24 protein-coding genes are annotated in these 26,300 nt (G+C 64.4%); 14 read left to right on the top strand and 10 right to left on the bottom strand.

Annotated features, from left to right (window positions below; translation table 11 throughout):
- Positions 1–13: 13 nt before the first annotated feature.
- Positions 14–1,240, bottom strand: a complete 1,227-nt coding sequence (locus tag KVT37_RS09670; protein ID WP_217572116.1) for an iron-containing alcohol dehydrogenase — start codon at positions 1,238–1,240, stop codon at positions 14–16.
- 94 nt (positions 1,241–1,334) lie between these two features.
- Between KVT37_RS09670 and KVT37_RS09665 the strand changes: the two genes are divergently transcribed.
- Positions 1,335–2,033: a GntR family transcriptional regulator gene (locus tag KVT37_RS09665; protein ID WP_217572114.1), complete on the top strand. Its 699-nt coding sequence runs from the start codon at positions 1,335–1,337 to the stop codon at positions 2,031–2,033.
- 163 nt (positions 2,034–2,196) lie between these two features.
- Positions 2,197–2,790: a DJ-1/PfpI family protein gene (locus KVT37_RS09660; RefSeq protein ID WP_217572112.1), complete on the top strand. Its 594-nt coding sequence runs from the start codon at positions 2,197–2,199 to the stop codon at positions 2,788–2,790.
- Between the two features lie 88 nt (positions 2,791–2,878).
- On the opposite strand, the gene KVT37_RS09655 is transcribed toward KVT37_RS09660, so the two are convergent.
- The 6 genes from KVT37_RS09655 to KVT37_RS09630 form a co-directional block, all read right to left on the bottom strand.
- Positions 2,879–3,613, bottom strand: coding sequence for a ribonuclease activity regulator RraA (locus KVT37_RS09655; protein WP_217572110.1), 735 nt, complete (start codon positions 3,611–3,613; stop codon positions 2,879–2,881).
- A gap of 24 nt (positions 3,614–3,637) precedes the next feature.
- A complete protein-coding gene (locus KVT37_RS09650) occupies positions 3,638–4,801 on the bottom strand; it encodes a mandelate racemase/muconate lactonizing enzyme family protein (RefSeq protein ID WP_217572108.1) in 1,164 nt (387 codons plus the stop codon).
- A gap of 27 nt (positions 4,802–4,828) precedes the next feature.
- Positions 4,829–5,926: an ABC transporter ATP-binding protein gene (locus KVT37_RS09645; RefSeq protein WP_217572106.1), complete on the bottom strand. Its 1,098-nt coding sequence runs from the start codon at positions 5,924–5,926 to the stop codon at positions 4,829–4,831.
- Positions 5,927–5,938: 12 nt separating this feature from the next.
- Positions 5,939–6,829 (bottom strand): carbohydrate ABC transporter permease, encoded by an 891-nt coding sequence (locus KVT37_RS09640; protein WP_217572104.1) that lies wholly within the window; start codon positions 6,827–6,829, stop codon positions 5,939–5,941.
- Positions 6,826–7,785, bottom strand: a complete 960-nt coding sequence (locus KVT37_RS09635) for a carbohydrate ABC transporter permease (RefSeq protein ID WP_217572102.1) — start codon at positions 7,783–7,785, stop codon at positions 6,826–6,828. The genes KVT37_RS09640 and KVT37_RS09635 overlap by 4 nt, the downstream gene beginning before the upstream one ends.
- Positions 7,786–7,864: 79 nt before the next feature.
- A complete protein-coding gene (locus tag KVT37_RS09630) occupies positions 7,865–9,346 on the bottom strand; it encodes a sugar ABC transporter substrate-binding protein (RefSeq protein WP_217572100.1) in 1,482 nt (493 codons plus the stop codon).
- A 211-nt stretch (positions 9,347–9,557) separates the two neighbouring features.
- On the opposite strand from KVT37_RS09630, the gene KVT37_RS09625 reads away from it, so the two are divergent.
- The 5 genes from KVT37_RS09625 (at position 9,558) to KVT37_RS09605 (ending at position 14,538) form a co-directional block, all read left to right on the top strand.
- Positions 9,558–10,268: a GntR family transcriptional regulator gene (locus KVT37_RS09625; protein ID WP_217572098.1), complete on the top strand. Its 711-nt coding sequence runs from the start codon at positions 9,558–9,560 to the stop codon at positions 10,266–10,268.
- A gap of 48 nt (positions 10,269–10,316) precedes the next feature.
- Positions 10,317–11,483: a mandelate racemase/muconate lactonizing enzyme family protein gene (locus tag KVT37_RS09620; protein ID WP_217572096.1), complete on the top strand. Its 1,167-nt coding sequence runs from the start codon at positions 10,317–10,319 to the stop codon at positions 11,481–11,483.
- Positions 11,484–11,540: 57 nt separating this feature from the next.
- Complete coding sequence (locus KVT37_RS09615; RefSeq protein WP_217572094.1) at positions 11,541–12,899, top strand: mandelate racemase/muconate lactonizing enzyme family protein; 1,359 nt, start codon at positions 11,541–11,543, stop codon at positions 12,897–12,899.
- Between the two features lie 103 nt (positions 12,900–13,002).
- Positions 13,003–13,329 carry an NIPSNAP family protein gene (locus KVT37_RS09610; protein ID WP_217572092.1) on the top strand — a complete coding sequence of 109 codons (327 nt, stop codon included), beginning with the start codon at positions 13,003–13,005 and terminating at the stop codon, positions 13,327–13,329.
- Between the two features lie 9 nt (positions 13,330–13,338).
- Positions 13,339–14,538: a mandelate racemase/muconate lactonizing enzyme family protein gene (locus tag KVT37_RS09605; RefSeq protein WP_217572090.1), complete on the top strand. Its 1,200-nt coding sequence runs from the start codon at positions 13,339–13,341 to the stop codon at positions 14,536–14,538.
- Positions 14,539–14,583: 45 nt separating this feature from the next.
- Here KVT37_RS09605 and KVT37_RS09600 read toward each other — a convergent pair whose 3' ends face one another.
- Positions 14,584–16,191 carry a GMC family oxidoreductase gene (locus KVT37_RS09600; RefSeq protein WP_217572088.1) on the bottom strand — a complete coding sequence of 536 codons (1,608 nt, stop codon included), beginning with the start codon at positions 16,189–16,191 and terminating at the stop codon, positions 14,584–14,586.
- Positions 16,192–16,401: 210 nt separating this feature from the next.
- Here KVT37_RS09600 and KVT37_RS09595 point away from each other — a divergent pair, with 210 nt between their 5' ends.
- The 4 genes from KVT37_RS09595 to KVT37_RS09580 all read left to right on the top strand — a co-directional run bounded on the left by KVT37_RS09595 (position 16,402) and on the right by KVT37_RS09580 (position 21,115).
- Positions 16,402–17,484, top strand: a complete 1,083-nt coding sequence (locus KVT37_RS09595) for a sugar ABC transporter substrate-binding protein (RefSeq protein ID WP_217572086.1) — start codon at positions 16,402–16,404, stop codon at positions 17,482–17,484.
- Positions 17,485–17,650: 166 nt separating this feature from the next.
- Positions 17,651–18,634 carry an ABC transporter permease gene (locus KVT37_RS09590; protein WP_217572084.1) on the top strand — a complete coding sequence of 328 codons (984 nt, stop codon included), beginning with the start codon at positions 17,651–17,653 and terminating at the stop codon, positions 18,632–18,634.
- A 5-nt stretch (positions 18,635–18,639) separates the two neighbouring features.
- On the top strand, positions 18,640–20,142 hold the full coding sequence (locus KVT37_RS09585; RefSeq protein ID WP_217572562.1) for a sugar ABC transporter ATP-binding protein: 1,503 nt from the start codon (positions 18,640–18,642) through the stop codon (positions 20,140–20,142).
- 4 nt (positions 20,143–20,146) lie between these two features.
- Entirely contained in the window at positions 20,147–21,115 is a 969-nt protein-coding gene (locus KVT37_RS09580) for an ABC transporter permease (RefSeq protein WP_217572082.1), read from the top strand.
- An 83-nt stretch (positions 21,116–21,198) separates the two neighbouring features.
- Here KVT37_RS09580 and gloA read toward each other — a convergent pair whose 3' ends face one another.
- Positions 21,199–21,612: a lactoylglutathione lyase gene (gene gloA / locus KVT37_RS09575; protein ID WP_041004220.1), complete on the bottom strand. Its 414-nt coding sequence runs from the start codon at positions 21,610–21,612 to the stop codon at positions 21,199–21,201.
- 162 nt (positions 21,613–21,774) lie between these two features.
- On the opposite strand from gloA, the gene KVT37_RS09570 reads away from it, so the two are divergent.
- Together KVT37_RS09570 and KVT37_RS09565 are read left to right on the top strand one after the other, a co-directional pair.
- Positions 21,775–23,217 carry an FAD-binding oxidoreductase gene (locus KVT37_RS09570; protein WP_217572080.1) on the top strand — a complete coding sequence of 481 codons (1,443 nt, stop codon included), beginning with the start codon at positions 21,775–21,777 and terminating at the stop codon, positions 23,215–23,217.
- A 3-nt stretch (positions 23,218–23,220) separates the two neighbouring features.
- On the top strand, positions 23,221–24,006 hold the full coding sequence (locus KVT37_RS09565) for a FadR/GntR family transcriptional regulator (RefSeq protein ID WP_217572078.1): 786 nt from the start codon (positions 23,221–23,223) through the stop codon (positions 24,004–24,006).
- Positions 24,007–24,233: 227 nt separating this feature from the next.
- Here KVT37_RS09565 and KVT37_RS09560 read toward each other — a convergent pair whose 3' ends face one another.
- Positions 24,234–25,160, bottom strand: a complete 927-nt coding sequence (locus tag KVT37_RS09560; RefSeq protein ID WP_217572076.1) for an NAD(P)-dependent oxidoreductase — start codon at positions 25,158–25,160, stop codon at positions 24,234–24,236.
- A 139-nt stretch (positions 25,161–25,299) separates the two neighbouring features.
- Here KVT37_RS09560 and KVT37_RS09555 point away from each other — a divergent pair, with 139 nt between their 5' ends.
- Positions 25,300–26,049, top strand: a complete 750-nt coding sequence (locus tag KVT37_RS09555; RefSeq protein WP_217572074.1) for a FadR/GntR family transcriptional regulator — start codon at positions 25,300–25,302, stop codon at positions 26,047–26,049.
- Positions 26,050–26,300: the final 251 nt, after the last annotated feature.

The following is a 26,300-nucleotide window of genomic DNA, read 5'->3' as shown; positions in this document are numbered from 1 at the left end:
TCGGCTCCTTCCCTCACATCGCCGCGGCCGACATGTCGCCGCTATAAGCAGCGCTGACCAGGCGCTGCATCGCGGGGAGATCGAAGCGACGGGGATTGTTCTTGATCAGCCGGTCGATGCCGAGCGCCTGCTCCGCGGTCCAGTCGATCCTGTCCTCGGGGAGACCGAGGTCCGCCAGCGTCCGGGTGATGCCGATGGCGTTGAACAGCCGCGCGACTTCCGTGATCGTGGCATCGGCCAGCTGATCGGCATCGCGGTCCTGGCGTGACAGGCTAAGCGCAATGCCGATCTCCGCGATCTCCGGGGTTGCCGCCGGCAGGTTGTAGCGCATCACGTAGGGGAGCATCGTCGCGACACCCAGCCCATGCGGCGTGTGGGTGAGCGCGCCGACCGGATACTGCACGGCATGCGCGGCCGCCGTTCCCGCCGTGCCGAAGGCGCAGCCGGCGGCCAACGCCCCCATCATGACATCGGCGCGCGCGCTCTCGTTCGACCCGTCGCGATAGGCGGCTTCGAGGCTGCGGCCCAGGAGCCTGATCGCCAAGAGGGCGAAATGATCGGTCAGCGCGCTCTTGCCGACGAAGACGTGGCGTTGCGGCAGATCGGCATCGGCACCGCGTCTTGCGGCGGTGAACGCCTCGATCGCATGCGTCAGCGCGTCGGCGCCGGCGATGGCGGTGAGGGATGGTGGGCAGCTCATCGTCAGGTCCGGATCGCACAGCGCGACCGCGGCAATGAGATGCGGGCTGGAGATGCCGACCTTGAGCGTCCGCTCCGGGTCGGAGATGACCGCGACTGGAGTGACTTCTGAGCCGGTCCCGGCCGTCGTCGGCACGGCAATGAGGGGAAGGGTGGGGCCCGGCACCTTGAACTCACCATAATAGTCCTGGAGCTGGCCGCCATGGCTGATGAGCAGCCCGGCGCATTTCGCCATGTCGAGGCAGCTGCCGCCGCCGACCCCGATCACCAAGTCCGGCCTGAACCCCTTCGCCTGTGCGATACAGGCGCCGACGCTGTCGCGCGGCACATCCGGCAAGGTGCGGTCGTAGACGAGCGTGTCGATCCGGGCAGCCTTCAAACCATCAAGCATCTCGATGAACTCGGACGTGCCGGCGAGCCGTTCGTCGGTGCAGATGAATGCACGCCGGCCATGTCGGCCGGCAATGGCAGGCAGCGCATGGCGCTGACCTTTGCCGAAGAGAATTTCGCGCGGCAGGCGCGCGGCTGCAAACAGGGTCATGGACTGAGACTATCCTCTATAAAATCGTATAGGATATAGTATTGAATTGGCCGGAGCATCGTGTTAGGGCTTGCTCCTGTCAAGAGGCAATGCAATGCAAAACGTGGATCTGACGGCTGACAAAGAAGGCCCCGCGAGCGGCCGCATCCAGCGGGCCAACAGCCTGGCGGGCGATGTTTACGAAGCAATCTTCGCGCAGCTGATGTCGCTGAAGATCCCGCCAGGATCGCGCATCACCGTCGACAATCTGGTCAGAGAATTCGACGTTTCACATACGCCGATCCGCGAAGCGCTCGGGCGGTTGGAAGGCGAGGGCCTGGTCGTAAAGACCCATTTGATCGGTTATCGCGCGGCTCCGCAAATCACGCGGCGCCGGTTCGATGAACTTTATGAACTTCGCCTTCTGTTGGAGCCCGCCGCCGCCGCCAAGGCTACGGCGGCACTGGATGAAGAGCGCCTCGCGGTCTTGCAGGAAGCGGCAGGCGTCATGGCCCGGCGGGTGGGGAAGGACGAACGCCTGCGCTATTCCAATTTCGCGCGGCAGGACGCGATCTTCCACGATAAGATCATGGAGTTCGCGCAGAACGAACTCATCCGCGAGACGCTGAACCACCAGCATACGCACTTCCACATCTTCCGCCTGATGTACCACTCGCGCGTCACCGAAGAGGCGCTCGATGAGCACGAAGCGATTCTCGCTGCCTTCGCGGCCGGCGACGCGCATGCCGCCAGGAAGGCGATGAAAGTGCACATCGAGAATTCGCGGGACCGGCTCCTGCCCGCCTTCGAGTAGTCGCTCCCATGTCCATTGCCGCCCGTATTGACGCAGACAGCGCCGTTGCGCCCGCAGCCGGCATTCCGGTTGGTCCTGCGGCGCTGCGCGCCAATCGGCAAACCGAGTTCCGACAGCAGGGCGCGGCAGCGCCCTGGCACCTCCAAAATCGAAAGGACAAGTCATGCCAGCCAAGAAGATACTGATGCTGACCGGTGAGTTCACCGAGGAATACGAAATCTTTGTCTATCAGCAGGCGATGGAGGCCGTCGGTCACACCGTGCACGTCGTTTGCCCCGACAAGAATGCCGGTGACGTGATCAAGACCTCGCTGCACGATTTCGAGGGCGACCAGACCTATACCGAGAAGCTCGGTCACTATGCCCTGATCAACAAGACGTTCGCCGACGCTGAAAAGCAGATCGACCAGTACGACGCGGTCTATTGCGCCGGCGGCCGCGGGCCGGAATACATCCGCACCGACAAGCGCATTCAGGCCATGGTGCGCCATTTCCACGAAACCAAGAAGCCGATCTTCACCATCTGCCACGGCGTGCAGATCCTGATTGCGGTCGATGGCGTCGTACGCGGCAAGAAGGTTGGAGCGCTGGCGGCTTGCGAGCCGGAGGTGACGCTGGCCGGCGGCACCTATATCGACCTGTCTCCGACCGAAGCCTATGTCGACGGCACGATGGTTTCGGCCAAGGGCTGGACGGCCCTCGCGGCCTTCATCCGGGAGTGCCTGAAGGTGCTAGGCACGGAAATCCGCCACGCCTAATTTTTTCGGTAAGCAAAAGGTACTTGGAGCGGATGAGCGATCGCGCCGCTCCGAGTACACAAATCAGATCGCGACTTTCGTTCGGGCGCTAACGCCTGGTCTTGCGCCACTCCTCGTATTCGCCGCGAGCATCGTCGTGCAGCGGATAGTAGCGCTGCAGCGGCGCGCCCTGCATGAGCTTCTCTCTCGAGAACTCTTCCCAGTCGTGATGCTTCCGCGCCTCTTCGATCACCTTGGCCGCCATCGAGACGGGAACCACCACGGCCCCGTCATCGTCGGCGACGATGATGTCGCCGGGGATCACCGTGACGCCGCCGCAGGCGATCGGAACGTTGACGGCGTTGGGATAGATGCTGGTCTGGACATGATAGTTGGGCGTCCAGCCGCGCAGCCATAGCGGCAGATCGAGCTTCTCGACATTGGGCCGGTCGCGCATGCATCCGTCGATCACGATGCCAGCGCCGCCTCGGCCCTTGAAATAGGTCGACATCATATCGCCGAAGACGCCCGACCTCATGTCACCGCGCGCGTCGACCACGACCACGTCGCCCTCCTGCGCGTGGTAGAGCACGTGCCGGTGCAGTTGCGTTTCCGGATCGGCATATTCGCCTTCGTTGAAGAGGTCCGGCCGCTGCGGCAGGAACTGCAGCGTCAGCGCCGGCCCGACGATCGACTTGCCGTGGTTCTGCGCCACCGGACCGACCATATGCGGGCTGCGAAAACCCATATGGCCGAGCGTGCCGGCAACCGTCGCGGCGCCGATCTCCTTCAGCGCGTCGATCAGGTCCTTGGGCGGCCGCGTGATGTCGGTTGTATGTGTCATTGTCGGACTCCGGATGAGATGGAACTACCAGTTGGTGACGGAACCGTCGCGGCGCTGGAGATGCGGCGCTTCCCAGAAGCGAAAACTCTGCGCCTGGATCGCCGCCTCGTTGACCTCGACGCCGAGCCCCGGCAGATCGCCGACCGGGTAATCGGTGCCGTCCAGCCTTGGCTGCACGGGGAAGAAATCGGAATTGTCGAAGCCCAGCTTCCTTTCGGGCGCCCTGGTTTCGAGCCAGGCGAAGTTGGGCACCGCCGCGCCAAGATGGATGGTCGCGGCCGTGCAGACCGGGCCAAGCGGATTGTGCGGCATCAGGTCGACATAATGCGCCTCGCTCCAGCCGGCGACCTTCATCGCCTCGGTGAGGCCGCCGACATTGCAGACGTCGAGCCGGTTGAACTGGTGGATGCCGCGTTCGATGTAAGGCAGGAACTGCCACTTGCTGGCAAACTCCTCGCCGATGGCAAAGGGGATATCGGTCAGCGTACGTAGGCTCTCATAGGCCTCCGGCGTCTCGTCGCGGATCGGCTCCTCGAGGAAATCGAGCACGCCGCGGCCGAGCTTGTTGCAGAAGCTCGCCGCTTCGGCCACCGACAGCCGGTGATGATAGTCGATGCCGAGCACGACCTCGTCGCCCAGCGCCTCGCGCGCTTTGTTTAGCATGGTCGCCGTAACGCCGATCGACTCGCGCGGCTCAAAAATGTCCCTGCTGCTTTGCCCGGCTGGGAAGAAGCGGATCGCCTGCCATCCTTGTGCGCGCAACTCGCGCGCCCGTTCGATGGCGGCATCGCCCTCGGCCTCGTCTCCGGTCGAGGCGAAGGTCGGGATGCGGTCGCGCTGCTTGCCGCCGAGCAGCTCGTAGACCGGCACGCCCAGCGCCTTGCCCTTGATGTCATAGAGGGCGATGTCGATGGCGGAGATCGCCGCCTGCAGAACCCGCCCGCCTTCGAAATACTGGCTGCGATAGAGCTCCTGCCAGATCCGGCCGATCTGCATGGCGTCGCGGCCGATGAGAAATTCGCGATAGTGCTCAACCGCGCCGGCCACGGCCCTCTCGCGACCGCTCAAGCCGCTCTCGCCCCAGCCGGAGATGCCCTGGTCGGTCTCGACCTTGACGAGCATCTGGTTACGGGTCCCGACCCACACCGGATAGGGCTTGATCGCAGTGATCCTCATCTTCGTGGTCATTGCCCGGTGCCCCATGCGTTCGCTATCTCAGTTGGCTTCGAGGGCCATTTCGGTTTCGCTATCGAACAAGTGCATCCGCTCCTGGTCGAACTCGAGCCAGATCTGCTCGTCGGGTGTGACGGCGATGTTGGGCGATACGCTGATGTTGACGATGGCGCCGGAGAGCAACGCCTGCACGAAGGTGACGTCTCCGGTTGGCTCCACCGTGTAGGCCTTGGCCGGAATGGCGCCGGGAACCGCGCTCTTGTGCAGCTTGATCGTCGAATGCCGGGCGCCGAGCACGACCTTCTTGGTCGTTGCTCGCGCGACCTTCTGGGCGTTGCGCGGCGACAGCTCAAGGCTCCAGCCTTCGGCGCTCGTGAGAACAGCGCCGCCATTTCCCATCGATGCCTCCAGCGGAATGAGGCTCATCGCCGGGCTGCCGACGAAGCTTGCGACGAACATGTTGGCGGGATGGGCGAAAACCTGTGCCGGTGAATCATATTGCTGCAGATAGCCGCCATTCATCACCGCCATCCTGTCCGCCATGGTCACGGCCTCGAGCTGGTCGTGCGTCACATAGATGATCGTCGCCTTGAGGTCCTGGTGGAACCGCTTGATCTCGGACCGCATCTGCACGCGCAGCTTTGCGTCGAGATTGGAGAGCGGCTCGTCCATCAAAAACACCGCCGGATCGCGAACGAGGGCGCGGCCGAGCGCCACGCGTTGCTGTTGCCCGCCGGAGAGCTCGCGCGGCTTGCGCTCGAGCAACTGCGTCATGTCGAGCACGCGTGCTGCTTCCCTGACCTTCCTGTCGATCTCGCCCTTGGGCAACTTGCGCATCTGCAGCGGGAAGGCGAGGTTCATGTAGACCGACTTCTGCGGATAGAGCGCGTAGTTCTGGAACACCATGGCGATGTCCCGGTCCTTGGGGTCGAGGTCGTTGACCACCCGGTCGCCGATGAAGATGTCGCCCGACGTGGCAGAGGTCAGGCCCGCGACCAGATTGAGCGTGGTCGTCTTGCCGCAGCCGGAGGGGCCGACGAGCGCAACGAACTCGCCGTCATTGATCGTCAGCGAAACCTCGTTGACCGCTTTGAAGCTGCCATAGGTCTTGACGAGATCTTTGAGGACCACATGGGCCATGCAGGCAGCTCCCTAGTGTTTGACCGCGCCTTCTGTGAGCGCGCGTACGAAGTATCGTTGCAGCAGGAGGAACAGCACCACGACGGGCACGCTCATCATGAAGCTGGCCGCCATCAGGCCAGGAAAGTCCGTCGTGTTCTCCGAGAAAAAGCGCTGGATGCCGACCGGCAGCGTCAGTTGCTCGTTCTTGGATAGGAAAGTGTAGGCGTAGATGTATTCGTTCCAGGCGCCGATGAAGGAATAGATCGCCGTGGCGATGATTCCCGGCGCCGAGAGCGGCATCACGATCAGGATGAAGGCCTGGAATCGCGTTGCGCCGTCGATGCGCGCCGCCTGCTCGAGCTGCACCGGGATGTTGTCGTAGAAGCCCTTGAGCAGCCAGATCGCCAGCGGCAGGCCGAAGGTCAGGTAGGTCAGCACCAGCGAGCCGTGCGTGTTCACCAGCCCGATCGCGCGCATCAGGATGAAGAGCGGCACGAGAAAGATCACAGCCGGGAACATGTTGCGCAGCAGGACGGCGAAGAACAGGAAGTTGCGGCCCGGAAAGGTGAAGCGCGAAAACGCGTAGGCGGCGGGCACCGCCACGATCACCGAAAGGATGGTCGTGGCGGTCGAGACGATGAGACTGTTCCAGAAGAAGCGCAGGAAATCCTGGCCGACACTGTTCTGCGGATCGAGCAGTTTCTGGTAACTCGCAAGGGTAGGCTGATCAGGCCACCATTGCGGCGGAAACTGCATCGCCGCGAAGCCTGACTTGATCGAGGTGAGCAGCATCCAGATCATCGGCAGCGCGGTGTAAAGCAGCATGAACACCAGGAAGGCGCGCCCGCCCCATCGCCATCCGTCGATGCGCAGGCGGCGGGCGGGCTGGCCCCGCGAGATTGTCTCGGAAACCGTGCTCATGCGCTGCCGTCCTTCCGCTCGTTGCCGCTCAGCGCGCGGACATAGAAGTAGCCAAGCGTCATCAGGATGATGAACAGAAGCACCGAATAGGCCGATGCCACGCCCCAGCGCTGACGGCCGAAGGCGAGCTCATAAATGTGGGTGATCCAGATATGCGACGCGTTGGACGGGCCGCCGCCGGTCATGATCCAGGGGATGATGAAGGAGTTGAAGTTGGCGACCGCGAGCAGCAGGATCGTCACCGTCGACACATTGCGCAAATGCGGGAAGGTGACGTGCCAGAAGCGTTGCCACGCGTTGGCGCCATCGACTTTGGCGGCGCGCAGCAACTGCTCCGGGACGGTCTGCAGGCCGGCCGTCATCATGATCATGGCGAAAGGGAACTCGCGCCAAATGTTGACGACGATCAGCGAGGGCAGGACCGTTGAGACGCTGTCGATGAAATTCGGCGGCCGGGTGGCCCATCCGAGCTCGACCAGGACCGCGCCGATGATGCCGAAATCCGAATGGTAGATCCACTTCCAGATATAGGACGCGGCGACCGCGCTGATGACCCAGGGAATGATCAGGATGGCGCGCAGGATGCCGCGGCCGATGAAGTCGCGGTGGAGCGCGAGCGCGGCGGCAAACCCCAGCACGAAGGAGATGAAAGTGGATGCGGCTGTCCAGATCAGGGTGTTGAAGGTGACCTGCCAGAACACCCCGCTGGTCAGGATGGCGGTGTAGTTGTTGAACCCGACGAAGATCTTGTCGCGGAGCTGCAGGCCGGGTGGCGTGTTGAAGAACGACAACTCGATCGTGTAGTAGATCGGATAAGCGATGACGATGAGCATCACGGCAATCGCCGGAAGCACATAGGCATAGTCGGCGCGATGCTCCCACATCTTGCGGAGCACATCGGACGTGGCGGGTTGCAATCTTCGGCGAGCCTCGGCCTTGCCGCTCACGATCGTCACTTTGGCGTGCCCTTGTTCTTTAGAAAGGGACCGGCGGCGCTCTCGGCGCAGCCGGTCGGATCGCAAGTCATGCCCCAGGCTAGAGGCCGCCGCCCATCAGGTCTTTCACCTTCTTGGCTGCGTCGTCCGCCGCCTGGTCGACGGTCATCGCTCCGGTCAGGGCATTCTGCAGCATGTCCGGAACGATGATGTTCATGATCTCGGGCGACTGCGGCAGGGCCGGGAAGGGGATGCCGTATGGCAGCATCGACGTCGTGACATCGAGGAACTTGATGCTGTCCAGACGCTCCTTCATCCATTTGGTCTTGAAGCCGTTGAGGTTGCCGGGATTGGAGCCGGCATAGGCCATTTTCAGCGACCATTCGGGGCTCGTCCACATGCAGATGATGGCCTTTGCCGCCGGCTCGTCCACCTTGCCGCCCTCTACATATTCAGGCTTCAGGATGTGAATGTTCGAACCGCCGAAGACGACCGCGCGTTTGCCGTCGGGGCCGGTCGGGATCAGGCCGTAGCGCATGTTGTCGATGACGGTCTGCGCCTTGTCCTTGTCGGTGCCCGTCGCCTTCTTCTGCAAGTCGAGCATGACGTTGTAGTCGGACGGGTGCGAGATCATCATGCCGAGCTGGCCGGCCAGGAACAGGGGCTGGTTGTCGGCCTGCTGGTTGGTGAGCGCCGAAACCGGAACCGATTTGTCGCGAACATACATATCGTAGGAGGCCTGCAGCGCCGCCTTGCTCTGCGCGCTGTTGAGCTCGATGTCCTTATAGGTCGGATTCGCCGTTGTTTCGTCGAAGACGCCGCCGCCATAGGCCCACAGCTGCGGCATGAAGCGGTAGGGCGTGTTGCCGGCATTCTTGCGCGCGACGAGGCCGTAACCCGCAATGCCGAGCTTGTCGTGGATCTGCTTGGAATATTTGACGACGTCGTCCCAGGTTGCCGGGGGCTTGTTCGGATCGAGGCCCGCCCGCTTGAAAATGTCGGCGTTCCAGATGAAGGCCATCGTCTCGTTGTTGGTCGGAATGCCGTAGGTCACGCCGTCCCAGGTCACGGCCTTCATGGCGCCCGGCCAAAAATCCTCGGTCGAATAGCCGACATCCTCGGGCTTGAGCGGCTGCAGATAGCCCTTTGAGGCGAACTCGGTTCCGCCCAGGATCTGCAGGCGGACCGCCATCGGCGCGGCGTTGCCGAGAAGCGCGGTGCGGAACTTGTCGAGCAGGTCGTTATAGGTGAGGGCCTGTTCCTCGAGCTGGATGTTCGGGTAGGTCTTGCGGAAGGTCTCGAAGAAATCCTTGTAGTATTGGCGCAGGAGATCCGGGTCGCCCTCGAACACGCCCTGATACCAGAAAGTCAGTCGCCCCTTGTAGTCGAGCGGGGTGACTTTGCCGCAATCGCCCGCCGTGTCGAAATCCTGCGTGCCGGCAATCGAGCGCACATATTCCGGCGACCACTTGCTCAGGTCGACCGGCGGCGCTGCCAGCGCCGGCGCCGACATCAACGATGCCATTAAAGCAGTGGAGACAGTGCCGCGCAGGACGGCACCGCCGAGCGTACTCCTCGTCATAGGTCTCCTCCTTGTTTCTCTCCCGTGCCGCGCTGCGACCAGGCAGGGCGGTCTTTGCTCGTTCGATCCGTGGACATCCTTCTGTGTATCCATTCGAGCATTTTATACGCTTTCAGATCGCAGATTGTATGTCAACGCACGAAATCGTACATTGTTTTGCCGAAGCCAAGCGTGATATAGGGCAGTGTGTGTATTGACTTGGGGGACTGCCTTGACCGAAACGAACGATTTCAAAGCGGAGCCACCCGAGGGGATCGACGCCCTCGGTGCCTCGAGCGAGGGCGCCTCGCTTTATGAACTGATCAGGGAAGACATCATCGAGGGACGGCTGGCGGCCAATGAAAGGCTGGTGGTCGCCGATCTCGCCCGCCGTCACGGCACCTCGACCAATCCGGTACGCGAGGCGCTGCAGCTGCTACGCGGAGAAGGCTTCGTCACCTTTCTTCCCAATCGCGGGGCGCGCGTGCGGCCCATAGATCAGGATTTTGTCCGCGATATCTACGAGATCGGCGTCCTGATCGAGCCTGCCCTGACGCGCTGGTTTGTAGGCATGGCGACCGACGAGGACATCGCCGAACTCGAACGTCTCCAGGGGCTGATCGAGGAGAACAACTTTGCCGACACGTTCAGGCACAGCGAGCTGGATACCGCTTTCCATACGGTGATGTATCAGCGGCACTACAACCGCCACGCCGCCGAGCTGTGGTGGAAGCATCGCGAGGTGCTGCGCGCCGTGAGCCGCCGCTTCAATTTCACGCTCGCCCGCCGCGCCGCGATCATCCGCGAGCACCGCGAGCTCATCGCGCTGGTAAAATCGGGAGAGGCCGACAAGGCCGCCGAACTCATCGCTCGCCATGTCGAAGGCTCCGGCCGGCATGTCCTCGAACACATGCGCGCGCGCAGCGCCGCCCGGGCGGGTTAGCCGATCGGCAACATCGTCAGCCTGGCCATTTCAGAAAGGATAGTTGAGATGAAAATCACGAGCATCCGGCCGTGGCTGATCAAGTCCGACGCTTCCTACTGGGGAGAATACCTGTTCGTCGAAGTGACGACCGACGAAGGGGTCAGCGGCTGGGGCGAGATCACCACCACGACGAAGCTCGCCAACCGCGCGCTGTGCACGATCCTGCGGCAGATCGGGATTGCCGTGGCAGGCGAGGATCCGGCGCGCATCGAGCATCTGTGGCACAAGGTCTTCCGCAGCTTCACCTATATGGGCAGCCGCGGCGCCGCGGTCGAATGCGTGAGCGCCATCGACATAGCGCTCTGGGACATCCGCGGCAAAGTCCTGGGCAAGCCGATCTACGAGCTGCTTGGCGGTCCGGTGCGCGATGAGATCGCGCTTTACACCCATCCCAACCAGGCCAAATTCACCAGCAAGGAGGGAGTAGTCCGCGAAATTCGCGACATCGTGGAATCCGGCCACACCGGGCTCAAGTTCGATCCGTTTCCCCACCAGGGTCCCAGCGTCGACGGTGTGGCCCGCGAAAGGCGGGACGGTTATCTCGATGGTGCCATGACCCGCAAGGACGAGCGTGAAGCCGCCGAACTGACGGCGCTGATCCGCGAGACGGCGGGGCCCGATGTCGACATCCTCATCGATGCGCATGGCCGCTTCGATGTTCCCACGGCCATCCGCCTCTGCCGGAGCCTCGAGGAGGCCGGCCAGATCGACTGGTTCGAAGAGCCATGCCCGCCCGAAAGCCTCAACGCGCTCAAGCAGGTGCGCGACAAGGTCAGCGCCGCCATCTCCTGGGGCGAGCGCGGCCACACGAAATGGGATTTCGTGCCGGTGTTGGAGAACAAGCTCGCCGACTACATCATGCCGGACGTCACCTGGACCGGCGGCATCACCGAGCTCAAGAAGATCTCCGCCCTCTGCGAAGCCTATTACGTCCCGGTCTCGCCGCATGACGCCGCCGGCCCGATCAACGTGGTCGCGGGAGCGCAGGTGATGATGACGGTTCCCAACTTCTACAAGCTCGAAACCTCGGAATGGGACCTCTCCAAATACGATCACCTCATCGACAAGCCGCTCGACGTTTCGAACGGCAACCTCAAGCTGACGTCGAAGCCGGGTCTCGGTGTCGAGATGAACCGCGACTACCTGCAGGCCCACGAGATCGAGATGGCCTAGCAACCTCCATGCCGGCCCACGGGGCAACAAGCCCCATCAAAACAACGAGGACAGGCCATGCCGAAAACGGATGGAGCCGACGAGGCTCTCAATCGGGTCAACACCAATTCCAAGCCGTCCGACCTGCGCATCACCGACATGCGGGTGGCCGAGATCGTTGGCGCGCCGTTCACCTCGGCGCTGCTCAAGATCTACACCAACCAGGGCATCGTCGGGCTTGGCGAAGTGCGCGACGGCGCCAGCGCCACCTTTGCGCTGATGCTGAAGAGCCGGCTGCTCGGGGAGAACCCTTGCGATATCGACCGCCTGTTCCGCCGCATCAAGCAGTTCGGCGGGCACGGCCGGCAGGGCGGCGGCGTCTCGGCGGTCGAGATCGCGCTCTGGGATCTTGCCGGCAAGGCCTATGGCGTGCCGATCTACCAGATGCTCGGCGGCAGGTTTCGTGATCGGGTGCGCGTCTATTGCGATACCGACGCGGAGAAGCCGAGCGGCACCGAGACCGGCAAGCGCCTCAAGGCGCGCATGGAGCGCGGCTTCACCTTCCTCAAGATGGATCTGGGCCTGATGCAGATCGCCCACATTCCGGGCGCCGTGACAGCGCCCGCCGGCGCGCTTGAAGGGTTTCACGCCAATCCGCGCGGCCGTGGCGGCACGCTCGAGGAACGCAAGGCCCGCAATCTCGCCTACGATGCGCAGAACGTGCAGCATCCGTTCACGGGCCTGCATTTCACCGAGAAGGGGATCGACCTGCTCGAGCAATATATCCACGAGGTCCGCGAGGTGATCGGCTACGAAATCCCCTTGGCCATCGACCATGTCGGCCACATCTCGCTGCAGGACGGCATCCGCCTGTCGCGCCGCATCGAGAAATACGTCCCTGCCTGGCTAGAGGACGTGATCCCCTGGCAGTACACCGAGCAGTACCGGCAATTGCAGCAGGCGACCTCTGTGCCGATCTGCACCGGCGAGGACATCTACCTCAAGGAGGGCTTCGAGCCGCTGCTGAGGAGCGGCGGCCTCTCTGTCATCCACCCGGACCTGCTCACCAGTGGGGGCATCCTAGAGACCAAGAAGATCGGCGATATGGCGCAGGACCACGGCGTCGCCATGGCGATCCATATGGCCGAAAGCCCGATCGCTGCGATGGCCGCGGCGCATGTCGCGATCGCGACCGAGAACTTCATGGCGCTCGAATACCACTCCGCCGATGTCGACTGGTGGGACGACATCGTCACCGGACTTCCCAAGCCGCTCGTCAAGGACGGCTTCATCACCGTGCCCGACAGACCGGGGCTGGGCATAGACGATGTGGTCGACGAGGTGATCGGCCAGCATCTGCAGCCCGGTGTCACGGGGATATGGCAATCCACCGAGCATTGGGACAATGAATATAGCTGGGACAGGACCTGGAGTTAGCCCAGGCCCTCTGCTCTCATTCCCCCAGGCTCCCAAGGCCGATGACCGACCATTCGTGTCGACCTCTCCCAAGGGAGAGGCGAAGAAAGAAACGGACGAAACCATGATCTACGAATTGCGTATCTATGACTGTCTGCCGGGAAGGCTGCCGGCTTTGCTCAAGCGCTTTTCCGAGCAAACGCTGACCATCTGGGAGAGGCATGGCATCCGCCAAGCCGGGTTTTTCACCACGGTGATCGGCGAAAACAGCAATCGCCTCACCTATCTGCTCGCCTGGGAATCGCTTGCCGAGCGTGAGGTGAAATGGGCGGCTTTCGTCACCGATCCGGCATGGCACAGGGCCGTCGACGAGTCTCAGCGCGACGGGCAGATCATTGCCAATATCAGCAGCCAGCTGCTCACGCCGACAGCTTTCTCGTCTGTGAAATAGGACTGCGCCATGAAGATCACCGACCTGCGCTGCGCCGTCATCGGCAAGCACCCGATCGTCCGCGTCGTCACCGATGAGGGGCTCCACGGCCTCGGCGAGGTCGAATACACAAAGACCTACCTGAAACCCTTTGTGCTGCATTTCCGCGAGGCGCTGATCGGCGAGGACCCGACCGACGTCGAGCGGGTGATGCTGAAGATCCGCCAGCGCGGCTCGTTCAAGCCCTATGGCGCGGCGGTGAGCGCCATCGAACATGCGCTGTGGGACATTGCCGGCAAGGCCGCGGGCGTGCCGGTCTACAAGCTGCTTGGCGGCAAAGTCCGCGACAAGGTGCGCGTCTATAACGGCTCAATCCGCCGCAAGCGTACGGGCGACCGGCCGGAGGATTATGCGGCGGACGTCAAATGGATGATGGAGCAGCCGCAGAACTTCTTCATGGTCAAGCAGGGCATCTCGTTTCACTCCAACATGAAGGACTCTGTCGAGGGCTTCCATTACGGCGTGACGCAGAAGAAGGCCGGCTATCACGGCGCCATGGACCAGGGCGTGATCAGCGAGCGTGGTTTCAATCACATGCTCGACTGCGTGAGCGCGATGAAGGAGGTGCTGGGCGACAAGGTCAGCCTGGCGCTCGACTGCGGCCCGGGCTGGATGCTGCCTGACGCGATCAAGTTCGCCCGCGCGGTGGAGAAGTACAATCTGATGTGGCTGGAGGACATGCTGACCGGCGACTATGTGCCCTGGGTCAATCCGCAGGCCTATCGGGAACTGACCACCTCCACCTCGACGCCGATCCATACCGGCGAGCAGATCTACCTGCGCCACAATTTCAAGGAGCTGATCGAGACCCAGGCGGTGCGCGTCATCGGCCCGGATCCAGCCGATATCGGCGGCATCGCCGAGCTCAAATGGGTCGCGGAGCACGCCTATATGCACTCGATCCTGATGGCGCCGCACGGCACCGCCAACGGCCTGCTCGGCCTCGGCGCGCTGATCAATGTCTGCGCCACCTTGCCCGCCAACTACGTCGCTTTCGAGTATCCGAGCGCCTCCGGCCCGTGGTGGGAGGATCTTGTGGTCGGTCTGCCGAAACAGATTGTGAAGGACAGTATGGTGGATCTTCTGGAAGCGCCGGGGCTCGGCCTCGACATCGACGCCGAGGCGGCACGGAAATATCTCAGCGAAGAGGATGCGGGCTTTTTCGACTGATTTTGCTTGCTGCCGACTTTTGAGCGACGGCCATTAAGCCGCGCGTTAAGACATCCATCCGGTGCGGGAGGCGAAAGACCGCGCGATCATATCCGCTGCTTTCTCGGCGATCATGATCACCGCTGCGTTGGTGTTGGACGAGATGATGCGCGGCATCACCGAACTGTCGCAGACGCGCAAGCCCTCCAGCCCGCGCAGGCGCAGCTCGGGATCGACGACGCTGTCGGCATCGCCGCCCATGCGGCAGGTGCCGACCGGATGGTAGGCGCTGCGGCCATGCTGGCGGGCAAAGGCTTCGAGCGCCGCGCGGCCTTGGCATCCCGCGCCCGGCAGATGCTCGCGGCTGATGAAGTTCGAGAAAGCCGGCTGAGAGAGAATCTCGCGGCTGATCTCGATGCCGTCGATGGCGCGTTCGAGGTCGTAGCGCTCGGCGAAGGGATTGGGGTCGATAACAGGCGCATCGCGCAGATCCGCCGATTTGAGCGCCACACTGCCGCGCGAGCGCGGCCGCACATGGTAGGAGTTCAGCGTGCAGCCATTGCCGCCCGGAACCGAGCCGATGCCTTCCTCGACGCCGGCGCCGGGCAGGAAATGGAACTGGATGTCGGGCGTCTTTTCCGCGCGGTCGCCCCACCAGAAGCCGCCGGCCTCGACGATGTTGGAGGCCACCGGTCCCTTGCCGAACAGCGCGTATTCGAGCCCGGCGACCGCCTGCCAGCGCTTCTTTTTGTAGCGGTCGATGCCATGCGGCCCGTTGAGCTCGGCGACGACATCGACATCCATGTGGTCGTGCAGGTTCTGGCCAACGCCGGCGAGATCGTGCACCACCTTGATGCCATGCTGCCCAAGATGCGCGGCCGGGCCGATGCCGGACAGCATCAGGAGCTTCGGCGAGCCGATGGCGCCGGACGTGACGATCACCTCGCGCTCGGTGCGCAGCAGCTCGGTGCGGCCGTTGACGATGATCTCGACGCCGACGGCGCGGCCGTTCTCGACGACGACGCGGCTGACGGTGGCGTCGGTGCGCAAGCTCAGGTTCGGGCGCGCCAGGGCGGGCTTGAGATAGGCGACCGCTGTGCTCGAGCGCCTGCCGTTGCGCGTCGTCGTCTGGTAGAAGCCGGCGCCTTCCTGCTCGCCGGCGTTGAAGTCGGCGCGAAAGGGGAGGCCGGCCTGCTGCGCCGCCTTGACGAAGACCCGGGTCAGCGGGTGCGGCGCGCCGCTGGAAACGCCGAGCGGACCGTCGATGCCGTGCTCACGACCCGCGAAGGTGTCGTTGCCTTCGGAGCGGACGAAATAGGGTAGCACATCGGTGTAGCTCCATCCGGCGCAGCCGAACTCGGCCGCCCAGTCGTCATAGTCCTGCGGGCAGCCGCGCGTGAACACCTGGGCGTTGATCGAGGAGCCGCCGCCGAGCACCCGCGCCTGCGGGTAGACCATGACGCGGCCGTCGATCTCCTTGCCGGGTGCGGCGTCGTAACCCCAGATCAGCGGTCCCGACGTCATCTTGAAGAAGCCCACCGGCATGTGGATGTAGCGATCGGTGTCGGGCGGGCCGGCCTCGAGCAGGACGACCGACAGGCCCGGATCCTCGCTCAGCCTGGCGGCGAGCACGCAGCCGGCCGAGCCGCCGCCGACGATGATATAGTCTGCCATTCTCGCTCCCTTGCAGACGAGGGAAGCCCCCGCTCTTCACGCGCGACGATCTCAAGTCGCTTGTGCCGCGTCAAGAGAAAGAGTATGGTTGCCGTGTTGAAGGGTTGTCATACAAGTAGAGGAGCTTGACGACCCCGTCACGGGAGGATCCGGCCGCGCTCCCCGCGCAAAGCGCCGGGCGGGAACAGGTTTCAATCGGGAGGTTCAAAAATGAAGGATAGCAAGACTGTTACGTTTTCCGGTTCGGTCAGCCGCCGGACGCTGATGGTGGGCGCCGCCGCCGGCGCGGCGACGCTGGCCATGCCGAAAGTGCTGCGCGCGGCCGACAAGCCGACGCTGGTGACGTCGATCCGCTCGTTGTCCAACCCTTACCACGCGGTTTGGAAGACCGGCGCCGAGGCCTATGCCAAATGGGCCGGGCTGGAGCACGTCACGCTGGTCTCGGAAGGCAACTCAGAGAAGGGCATCGCCGACATCAAGGCGATGCTGGCCAAGACCAACGGCAACATGGTGCTCAATTCCGATCCCAACGACACGCCCGACGCGCGCCCGATCGTCGAGGCCTGCGCCAAGGCCGGCGCCTATGTGGTGACGCAGTGGAACAAGCCGGCCGACCTGCATCCAAAGGATTTCAACCCGAACTATGTCTCGCATATCGAGTTCGACGGCATCTCCAGCGGCAAGACCATCGCCGAGATCCTGTTCAAGACGATCGGCGGCAAGGGCGGCATCGTCGCGCTCGGCGGCCTGATCTCGACCACGGCTGCGATCGAACGCAAGAAGGGCCTCGATGCGGCGCTCGCCGCCAATCCCGACATCAAGCTGCTCGACTTCCAGGTCGCCAACTGGAAATCGACCGAAGCCTTCGACCTGATGGGCAATCTGCTCACCCGCTTCGGCGACGACATCAAGGGCATCTGGGCCGCCAATGACGATATGGGCTCCGGCGCCTTGGAAGCGCTGCGCGCCGAAAACCTCGCCGGCAAGGTGCCGATCGTCGGCGTCGACGGCATCAAGACGGCGGTCGACGCGGTGCGCACCGGCGAGTTCGCCTGCACCGTCACCTCCGATCCGTTCTGGCAGGGCGGCATGGGGCTCGCCATCGGCTACAACGCCAAGACCGGCAAGTTCGACCCGACCAAGGAGCCGCCGGAACATCGCGAATTCTACGGCAAGGCGGTGCTGATCTCGCACGACAATGTCGAGGAATATTACAAGACCAATGTCGAGTCGAAGCCCGAGATAGACTGGAACGATCTCTGGGGCCGGGTGACCGGAGCGATCCGCGCCTGACCCGTTTGGGGCGGGCCGGCTTCTCCCTGGCGGCGGCCCGCTCCCTTTTTACCGGCGTCTTGCGCCCGCGGCCACGACGCCTGTCATCCTGCAGACGGGAAGCGGTTTCTTGACAATCGATACAGAACCCCTGAAGTCCGTTTCGGACATCGAGCGGACGACGCTTATGACATTGCTCCCCGGCCGCATCGCCACCATGCTCGGCGGCAGGCGCTGGCGCAGCCTGGCGCCGCTGGCGGTGCTGATTGTGCTCTGCGTCCTGATCGCCGTCGCCAATCCCAATTTCATCGAGGTCCGCAACCTGGTGCGGCTCGCCAACTCCGCCGCGGTGCCGCTGACGCTGGCGATGGGGCTCACCTTCATCATCCTGATGGGCAGCATCGACCTCTCGGTCGAAGGCACACTGTCGGTGGCGGCGATGGTGGTGGTGCTGCTGGCTGCCAATGACAGCAACGGCAACGACTTTGGCTGGTGGGCGGTGCTGGCGGCGGTCGCCGCGGGCACGGTCATGGGCCTGATCAGCGGGCTGGTGCAGACGATGCTGCGCATCCCATCCTTCATGGCGACGCTCGGCATGTGGTTCATCGGGCTCGGCCTGTCGGTCTATATGCTGGGCGGCTCGGCCATACGACTGAACGACGCCTCGATCCGCGATTTGGCCTTGCACCGCTTCCTCGGCCTGCCGCTGGCGGTCTGGGTCGCGCTCGGCGCTTTCGCGCTTGCCGCCGTCATCCAGTATCACACCAGACTCGGCCGCCACATATTGGCGATCGGCGGCCACGAGGACGTGACCAAGCTCTCCGGTGTCAACGTCACGCGCGTGCGCATCGCGGCGTTCGCGCTGGCCGGCTTCTTCTTCGGCATTGCCGGCGTGCTCGCCGCCGCCCAGCTCGGCCAGTCGCACGCCGTCATCGGCGACGGCAGGCTGTTCGCGGCCGTCACCGCCGTGGTCGTCGGCGGCACGGCGCTGACCGGCGGCGAAGGCGGCGTCGTCAACACGGCCGTAGGCGTGCTGATCGTCACCGTTCTCGCCAACGGCATGATCCTGCTCGGCATCTCGCCCTATATCCAGCAGACGGTGCAGGGCCTGATGATCATCGCGGCGGTGGCGCTGTCGCTCGACCGCGTGCGCCTGAAGATCGTGAAGTGAGCGCCATGCTGCAGGCTTCAGGCATCGTCAAGAATTTCCCCGGCGTCCATGCGCTACGCGACGTCTCCATTGAGGTGCGGCCGAACGAAGTGGTCGGGCTGATCGGCGAGAACGGCGCCGGCAAGTCGACGCTGATGCGGGTGCTGGCCGGCGGCTACCGGCTGGACGGCGGCTCGCTCACGCTGGACGGCGAGCCGCTTCGCATGCGCAACGCCCGCGACGCGGCCCGGCACGGCATCGGCATGGTGTTCCAGGAACAGTCGCTGGTGCTGAACCTGACCGTCGCCGAAAACATCTATCTCGGCGAGGAAGACCGCTTCACCCGCTTCGGCTTGGTCAACTGGCGCGCCATGAACGCGGCGGCGCGCCGCCAGCTCGCCAAGATCGGCGTCGATATCGATGTCACCGCGCGCACCTCCGAGCTCAGCTTCGCGGCGCGCCAGATGGTCGAGCTCGCCAAGGCGCTGACGCTGGAGGAGATGGTCGAGCGTCCATTGCTCATCCTGCTCGACGAGCCGACCTCGGTGCTCAACGCCGCCGATATCGAAGTGCTCTTTGCGCGGGTGCGCTCTCTGAAATCCCGCGCCAGCTTCGTCTTCGTGTCGCATCGCCTCGACGAGGTGCTGGCGATCTCGGACCGCGTCTACACGATGAAGGATGGCGCGGTCGTGGCCGAACACCGCGCGGCGCAAGTCACCGCGCCGGAGCTGCACGAGATCATGGTCGGGCGCGGGCTGCAGGCCGAATATTACCGCGAGGCGCGTCAGCAGCCGCCCGGCGAAAAGATCATGGTCGAGGCCAAGGGGCTTGGCGCCAATGGCTTTTATCGCGGCGTCGACCTGTCGATCCGGGCCGGCGAGATCGTCGGCATTGCCGGCGTCGTCGGCTCCGGCCGCGAGGAGGTGACCCGAACGATCGGCGGCTTCCTGCCGCATGACGCCGGCGAGATGAAGATCGCCGGCGACACGGTGCGCTTCGCCTCGCCGGAACCGGCGGTGCGCCGGGGTATCGGCTATGTGCCGCGCGAGCGCAGGCTCGAAGGCCTGGTGATGTTCCTGTCGATCGCCGAAAACATCTCGCTCGCCGACCTGTCGAGCGTCATGCGCAACGGCGCCATCGACTACGGCAAGGAGCGCAGGCTAGCCGCCGACTGGATCAAGCGGCTCAGCATCAAGGCGCCCGGCCCTGATGCCGCCTGCCGCAAGCTCAGCGGCGGCAACCAGCAGAAGGTGGTGCTGGCGCGCTGGATGACGGCCGGCTCGCGCATCCTGGTGCTCGACCACCCGACGCGCGGCCTCGATGTCGGCGCCAAGGAGGAGGTCTACGAGCTGGTCCGCGATCTCTCCGAGCAGGGCGTGGCGATCCTTCTGATCTCCGACACGCTGGAGGAGACGATCGGCCTGTCGCACCAGGTGCTGGTGATGCGCGACGGCGAGATCACCGCGCGCTTCGACGCCAGTCCGGGCAACAAGCCGGATCAGGTCGAATTGCTACGAGCGATGGTGTGAGCCGATGAACGAGGGTTTTTCCATCAGGCAGGTCTTCGAAGGCAAGTGGACGCAAGGCGCCATCCCGCTGGTGCTGCTCGTCGCCCTGCTTTTGATCATCGAGATCACCGCGCCCGGCTTCCTGACCGGCGAGACGCTTGCGCTGCTCTTCGCCAACACCGCGGTGCTGTTCATCCTGGCGACGGGTGTGACCTTCGCCATCCTGCTCGGCGGCATCGACCTGTCGATCCAGGCGGTGGCGTCGCTGGCGAGCGTGATGCTGGCGCAGCTGCTGCCCTCGCTCGGCTTCGCCGCCTTTCCGGTGGCAATCCTGTCCGGCCTCGCCTTCGGACTGCTGAGCGGCATCGTGCATGTCAAGCTGCGGGTGCCGTCCTTCGTCGCGACGTTGGCCACCGGCGGCGTCGTCACCGGCCTGGCGCTCTGGGTCTCCGACGGCCGCGCCATCACCATCGAAGAAGCCGGCCGCGAGAAGACCGCCTGGATCAACGCCACGCTCGCCGGCCTGCCGGTGGTGGTGCTGATCTCGGCCCTGATCGGCATCGTCAGCTTCCTCGCGCTGCGCTACACGCGCTTCGGCCGCCAGGCGATCGCGGTCGGCGCCGGCGAGCCGGCGGCGTGGGCCGCGGGCATCAATGTCGACCGCACCAAGATCATCGCTTTTGCCGCGTCGGGCATGCTGGCGGCCACCGCCGGCGTGGTGTTGGCGGCGAGGCTGTCGAGCGGCTCGCCGGTTTTGGCGAACCAGTTACTGTTGCCCGCCATCGCTGCCGTCATCGTCGGCGGCACCGCCATCACCGGCGGGCTGGGCGGCGTGGCGCGCACCGCGGTCGGCGCGCTGATCATCTCGATCGTGCGCATCGGCATGACCTTCGTCGGCGTCAACATTTTTCTGGAAAACATGGTGTTCGGCGCGGTGCTGATTGCCGCCGTCGCCATCACCATCGACCGCAGCAAGATCGCGGTCATCAAGTGACGAACCCATCCGCACCGCCTCCCAAGCAAGCGCGGACCGGGAGGGACCGCATCGGCGGCGAGCCGGTGCGGTGCAGAATGAAACTACTGCATGGTGTCGAGGCCGATCAGCTCGATCTTGTAGCCGTCCGGATCCTCGACGAAGGCGATGTGGGTGGTGCCGTGCTGCATCGGCCCCGGCTTGCGCGGGATCTTGGCGCCGCGCTTCTCGAGCTCGGCACAGACGGCGTAGATGTCGTTAACGCCAAGCGCCAGGTGGCCGAAGCCGGTGCCGATCTCATACGGCTCCTCGCGGCCCCAGTTCAGCGTCAGCTCGACGACGGCTTCCTTGTCCTCCGGCCCGTAGCCGACAAAGGCGTTGGTGAACTTGCCGCCGGGATAGTCGTCGCGGCGCAGCAGGGTCATGCCGAGCACCTCGGTGTAGAAGGCGATCGACTTGTCGAGGTCGAGCACCCTGATCATGGTGTGCATATAGCGAAAGCCTGGGGCGTCGCTCATTGGGAAAGTCCTCCGTATCGGGTGATTTGCCGTTCTGATCGTCCACACCAAACGGCTGGCGGGTACCATGACGTCGCTTGATGTTCTCAATCAGGGTTGTATGATAACACGACAAGATTGGTGGTTGTCCAGTCGTTTTAAGGAAGGGTCCAGGTTCAGTTCATGAATGCCGTGCCGCCCAATTCCGCATCGCTGATCGCCGCCCTGGCCGGCGTGCTGTCCGACCGCGGGCTGCTGACCGAGCCGCAAGACCTTGTGCACTACAGCCGCGACTGGTCCGGCGACCATTTCGGCCGTCCGCTGGCGGTGGCGCGGCCCAATTCGGTGGAAGAGATGTCGGCGCTGATGCGGCACTGCCACGCCGAGCGCATCCCCGTCGTGCCGCAGGGCGGGCTGACCGGCCTTGTCGGCGCGGCGGTGGCTGCCGACGGCAACGAGGTCGTCGTCTCGCTGGAGCGCATGAACCGGATCCGCTCGATCAGCCCGATCGACTTCGCCATGATCGTCGAGGCCGGCTGCATCCTCGAGGACGCCAAGCGCGCCGCGGAGGCGAGCGACTGCATCCTGCCGATCACTTTCGGCGCTCAAGGCAGCTGCCGCATCGGCGGCAATGTCGCCACCAATGCCGGCGGCTTCAACGTGCTGCGCTACGGCATGACCCGCGACCTGGTGCTCGGCCTCGAAGTGGTGCTTGCCGACGGCCGCATCTGGAACGGGTTGAAGGTGCTGCGCAAGGACAATCGCGGCTATGATCTGAAGCAGGTCTTCATTGGCTCGGAAGGGACGCTCGGCATCGTCACCGCCGCGGCGCTGAAGCTGTTCCCCAGGCCGACGCAGATCGAAACCGCACTGGTCGGCCTGCGCTCGGTCGAGGATGCGATGGCGCTCTATGCCCGCGCCCGGCGCGATTGCAGCGACCTGCTCACCGCCTTCGAACTGATCCTGCGCAGCGGCATCGAGATCACCATGCGCGAGGGCAAGGATTTTCCCGAGCCGCTGGGAAAACCTTACCCGGCCTATGTGCTGATCGAGGTTTCCGGCGGCGGGCTGATCGATCTCAAGGATATGCTTTTGAGTTTTCTCGCCGGCGTCGAGGATCTCGTCGAGGACGGCGTCGTGGCCTCGACCCGGGCGCAGGGCGAGCGCCTGTGGCTCTACCGCGAGATCATGGTCGAGCGGCAGGGTAGGGGCGGCCGCTATCTGCGCACCGATGTCTCGGTGCCGATCTCGAAGCTCGCCGATTTCGTCACCGACGCGCTCTTCGAACTGGAGCGCGCGCGGCCCGACGCGCTGCCGGTCACCTACGGCCATGTCGGCGACGGCAACATCCACCTCAACGTGGTGCCGCCGGAAGGCATGACTGCTGAAGCGACCGAGCATCTGTTCGAGGAGGCGGAAGCCGAGATATTCGCCGTCGTCGACCGCTATGGCGGCTCGATCAGCGCCGAGCACGGCATCGGCCGGGTCAAGCAGCGGGCCTTCCTCGACCGCATCGATCCGGTGACGCTCGATCTGGCGGCGGGCATCAAGCACGCCTTCGACCCGCGCCACATATTGAGCAACGGCCGCATTCTGGCGTCCGCATCCGCGCTCGACTATAGGTGAGCGATGACGCTGAAACTCGACAAGGTCAATCGCGGTCCACACCTCTCCACTCTGGTGGCGAGTTCCATCTCGCGCGAGATCGCCCAGGGGCGCCTGAAGCCCGGCGACCAGCTGCCGACCGAACAGGCGCTGGCGACCACCTTCGGGGTGAGCCGCAACGTGGTGCGGGAGGCGATCGCGCGGCTGCGCTCCGAAGGTCGCATCTGGTCGCAGCAGGGCAGGGGCGCCTTCGTCGCCGACGCGGCCAATGCCACGGTGCTGACGATCGACTACGAGACCTTGCAGCGGGCGGATTCCTTCCGCAACCTGTTCGAATTGCGCGGCATGCTGGAGGTGCAGATCGCTGCGCTCGCCGCCGCCCGCCGCTCCGATGCCGACATCGCGGCGATGGAAGAGGCGCTCGACGGGATGCGCACGGCGCCCTATGGCAGCGTCGCCTGGCTGAAAAACGACCTCGGCTTCCACCGCGCGGTCGCCGAGGCGACCCAGAACCCTTATATGGGCCAGTTCCTCGTCTTCGTCTCGGAGCGGGTGCGCGAGAGCATCCTGGCCGCCGGCAACCAGCAGAAATCGGACGATATGGCGCGCACGACACTGGGCGAGCACGAGCGCATCCTGGCGGCGATCAAGGCCGGAGACGCGAAGGGCGCGAGCGCGGCAATGACGCGGCATCTCGCGGGCGCGGCCTCGCGCGTTGGATTGCCTGGGGGCGAGGCCTCGGCGAAGCCAGCATCGCCGGCAAGGCACTCGAGGCTGCGGAAGGCTGTTCGCGGGCAGGCGGCGGGGTAGCGGTATAGCCCTGCTTTCGTAGCAAGGTTCTCGCAGGCTAATCGCATATGTCGGCGCCAGCCCCCTCTCCGTCTCGGCTTCGCCGAGCCACCTCTCCCCCACTTTGTGGGGGCGAGGAACCCAAGCTTTCAAAGGCCGCGACCTCGACAATTAGCTTTCCTCGCCCCCTTGAAATGGGGGAGAGGTGGCCGCGCAGCGGACGGAGAGGGGGAGCGCCCTACGCGATTTCACTCCGCCGCCGGTTCCACCAGCGACACCCCATTCAACCCAGCGACAATATCCGACAGCGCCGGCACGAACTTCTCGCCATGACCCGTAGCCACCGCCATGGCGAAACCGTTGCGGACCACGCTGCCGACCGGGTTGGCGATGCCGGCGGCCTGGGCGAAGGAGGCGAGGTAGGTCATGTCCTTCAGCGCGTTGGCGATGGCGAAGCGCTGGGCGTTTTCGTTGCGGTTGAGCACGAAGTCGAAGAAGGCCTGGTAGAAGCCGCAATCCATGCGGCTGCCGGAAATGACGCTGTTGAAGACCTGCGGCGTCAGCCCGGCCTTGGCGCCCAGCGTCAGCGCTTCGGAATAGATGGCGGAATAGCCCATCGAGATGAAATTGTTGAGGAGCTTCATGGTGTGGCCGCTGCCGGTCGGGCCGGTGTGGACGACACGCGCCGCGAAGGCTTCGAGCACCGGCCGCGCGCGGGCGACCGCGTCCGCCGCGCCGCCGACCATGACGTCGAGCTTGCCTTCGGCGGCTTCCTTTGGCGTGCGGGCCAGCGGCGCGTCGATCAGCGTCACGCCCTTGGCGGCAAGCTCGGCGGCGAGCGTGATCGTCGAGGACGGGTTGGAGGTCGAGCAGTCGACGATCAGCAGCGGTTTTCCAGCGGCGGCATGTCCGTCCGCGGCGGCGGCAAGCCCCTCCGGTCCCTTCACCACCGCTTCCACTTGCGGCGAGCCGGTCACGCAGAGGAGAACGATGTCGCAGCCTTCCGCCAGCGCGCGCGGCGTCGGCGCCTGGCGGGCGCCGGCTTCGACCAGCTTAAGCGCGGCCTCCTGGTTGCGGTGCGCCCAGACAGTCAACGGCCAGCCCTTGGTCAGGATGTTGGCCGCCATGCCCGAGCCCATCGCGCCCAGGCCGATAAAGCCGATCTGCTGCTTCATGCTGGTCTTCCCTTGCTTTTTAAGTGCATGTCGTTGACCCGGAAGCGCTGCGACACGCATCGGAAACGAAAGATTGCCGTTGCAACCAAGCGGTGCGATCCTTGGCGCGCAAGAATCGATTTAAAGGGCCGGTTTTCCGATGACGGATCGTGGCGGAGCAATGTTCGGCGCCATTCGCCAGTCCCCCAATCTCAGGGGCGAACTGGTGGACAAGTTTGCCGCCCAGATCGAGGCCGGCGATCTTGCGCCGGGACAGCGGCTGCCCACCGAGCAGGAGATCGTCAACGCGACGGGCGTGAGCCGGACCGTGGTGCGCGAGGCGCTGGCCTCGCTGCGCGCGCGGGGGCTGATCACGACAAGGCAAGGCCTCGGCGCCTTCGTGGCGCAAGAGCCGCCGCCGAAAACCTTTTCGATCGTGCCGACGGATGTCGAATCGATCGACGAGATCCTGGCGGTGCTCGAACTGCGCATGGGCGTCGAGTTGGAAGCGGCGGCGCTGGCCGCCACGCGACGGACCGCCAAGGACCTTGCCTTCATGGTCAAGCAGCTCGACGCCATCGACCGGGCGATTGCCGAAACCGGCCTTGCCGCGACCGAGGATGCGGGCTTCCATCGCGCGATTTCCTTGGCCACCCACAACGCGTATTTCAGCCGACTGTTCGACACGTTCGGCGCCGCGATGATCCCGCGCCAGTGGACGCAATTCGACCGGCTGGAGCCTGACGAACGCGAACGGCATTTCGAGCGGACGCGGCGCGAGCACCGGGCCATCTATGACGCCATCGAAGCACGCGACGCCAAGGCGGCGCAGCGGGCGATGCGGCTGCATCTGACCCGTTCCTACAAGCGCTTCGAGCAGCTTCGCGACGGCGCCGGACATCTGAAATAGATCGGGCGAGGGCCCCCGAGCGGCGCATGGCCTGCCAGGACAGGCGGCGGATACGGGCCGGTGTTCAAAGGCCGGCTGACCGTGATCGGCATCATGCGCGAATGCCAGAAGCATTCCGTCGTCCTCCAGCTTTCCGTTAGATCCAAAGCCGCCGCTATCCGCCTTTTGCATGCTTACAGGGTTGTCATACAACTATCCGATCTGATATTCCTGCCGGCACGACCCGTCAAGACGACGCGGGCTTTGAGGAG

The organism is Mesorhizobium sp. GbtcB19 (assembly GCF_019091085.1).
Lineage (GTDB): Bacteria > Pseudomonadota > Alphaproteobacteria > Rhizobiales > Rhizobiaceae > Mesorhizobium.
Note: the sequence above shows the minus strand (reverse complement) of the source record. Positions and strands in the feature narration are given on the sequence as shown.

What these genes read in the sequence shown, in the direction of transcription:
- KVT37_RS09665 (WP_217572114.1), top strand. Translation starts at nt 1,335, where the DNA reads ATGCAAAACGTGGATCTGACGGCTGACAAAGAAGGCCCCGCGAGCGGC.
- KVT37_RS09565 (WP_217572078.1), top strand. Translation starts at nt 23,221, where the DNA reads ATGACGCTGAAACTCGACAAGGTCAATCGCGGTCCACACCTCTCCACT.
- KVT37_RS09605 (WP_217572090.1), top strand. Translation starts at nt 13,339, where the DNA reads ATGAAGATCACCGACCTGCGCTGCGCCGTCATCGGCAAGCACCCGATC.
- KVT37_RS09610 (WP_217572092.1), top strand. Translation starts at nt 13,003, where the DNA reads ATGATCTACGAATTGCGTATCTATGACTGTCTGCCGGGAAGGCTGCCG.
- KVT37_RS09600 (WP_217572088.1), bottom strand. Translation starts at nt 16,191, where the DNA reads ATGGCAGACTATATCATCGTCGGCGGCGGCTCGGCCGGCTGCGTGCTC.
- KVT37_RS09630 (WP_217572100.1), bottom strand. Translation starts at nt 9,346, where the DNA reads ATGACGAGGAGTACGCTCGGCGGTGCCGTCCTGCGCGGCACTGTCTCC.
- KVT37_RS09560 (WP_217572076.1), bottom strand. Translation starts at nt 25,160, where the DNA reads ATGAAGCAGCAGATCGGCTTTATCGGCCTGGGCGCGATGGGCTCGGGC.
- KVT37_RS09650 (WP_217572108.1), bottom strand. Translation starts at nt 4,801, where the DNA reads ATGACCACGAAGATGAGGATCACTGCGATCAAGCCCTATCCGGTGTGG.
- KVT37_RS09620 (WP_217572096.1), top strand. Translation starts at nt 10,317, where the DNA reads ATGAAAATCACGAGCATCCGGCCGTGGCTGATCAAGTCCGACGCTTCC.
- KVT37_RS09640 (WP_217572104.1), bottom strand. Translation starts at nt 6,829, where the DNA reads ATGAGCACGGTTTCCGAGACAATCTCGCGGGGCCAGCCCGCCCGCCGC.
- KVT37_RS09645 (WP_217572106.1), bottom strand. Translation starts at nt 5,926, where the DNA reads ATGGCCCATGTGGTCCTCAAAGATCTCGTCAAGACCTATGGCAGCTTC.
- KVT37_RS09670 (WP_217572116.1), bottom strand. Translation starts at nt 1,240, where the DNA reads ATGACCCTGTTTGCAGCCGCGCGCCTGCCGCGCGAAATTCTCTTCGGC.
- gloA (WP_041004220.1), bottom strand. Translation starts at nt 21,612, where the DNA reads ATGAGCGACGCCCCAGGCTTTCGCTATATGCACACCATGATCAGGGTG.
- KVT37_RS09555 (WP_217572074.1), top strand. Translation starts at nt 25,300, where the DNA reads ATGACGGATCGTGGCGGAGCAATGTTCGGCGCCATTCGCCAGTCCCCC.
- KVT37_RS09570 (WP_217572080.1), top strand. Translation starts at nt 21,775, where the DNA reads ATGAATGCCGTGCCGCCCAATTCCGCATCGCTGATCGCCGCCCTGGCC.
- KVT37_RS09580 (WP_217572082.1), top strand. Translation starts at nt 20,147, where the DNA reads ATGAACGAGGGTTTTTCCATCAGGCAGGTCTTCGAAGGCAAGTGGACG.
- KVT37_RS09585 (WP_217572562.1), top strand. Translation starts at nt 18,640, where the DNA reads ATGCTGCAGGCTTCAGGCATCGTCAAGAATTTCCCCGGCGTCCATGCG.
- KVT37_RS09615 (WP_217572094.1), top strand. Translation starts at nt 11,541, where the DNA reads ATGCCGAAAACGGATGGAGCCGACGAGGCTCTCAATCGGGTCAACACC.
- KVT37_RS09595 (WP_217572086.1), top strand. Translation starts at nt 16,402, where the DNA reads ATGAAGGATAGCAAGACTGTTACGTTTTCCGGTTCGGTCAGCCGCCGG.
- KVT37_RS09660 (WP_217572112.1), top strand. Translation starts at nt 2,197, where the DNA reads ATGCCAGCCAAGAAGATACTGATGCTGACCGGTGAGTTCACCGAGGAA.
- KVT37_RS09590 (WP_217572084.1), top strand. Translation starts at nt 17,651, where the DNA reads ATGACATTGCTCCCCGGCCGCATCGCCACCATGCTCGGCGGCAGGCGC.
- KVT37_RS09655 (WP_217572110.1), bottom strand. Translation starts at nt 3,613, where the DNA reads ATGACACATACAACCGACATCACGCGGCCGCCCAAGGACCTGATCGAC.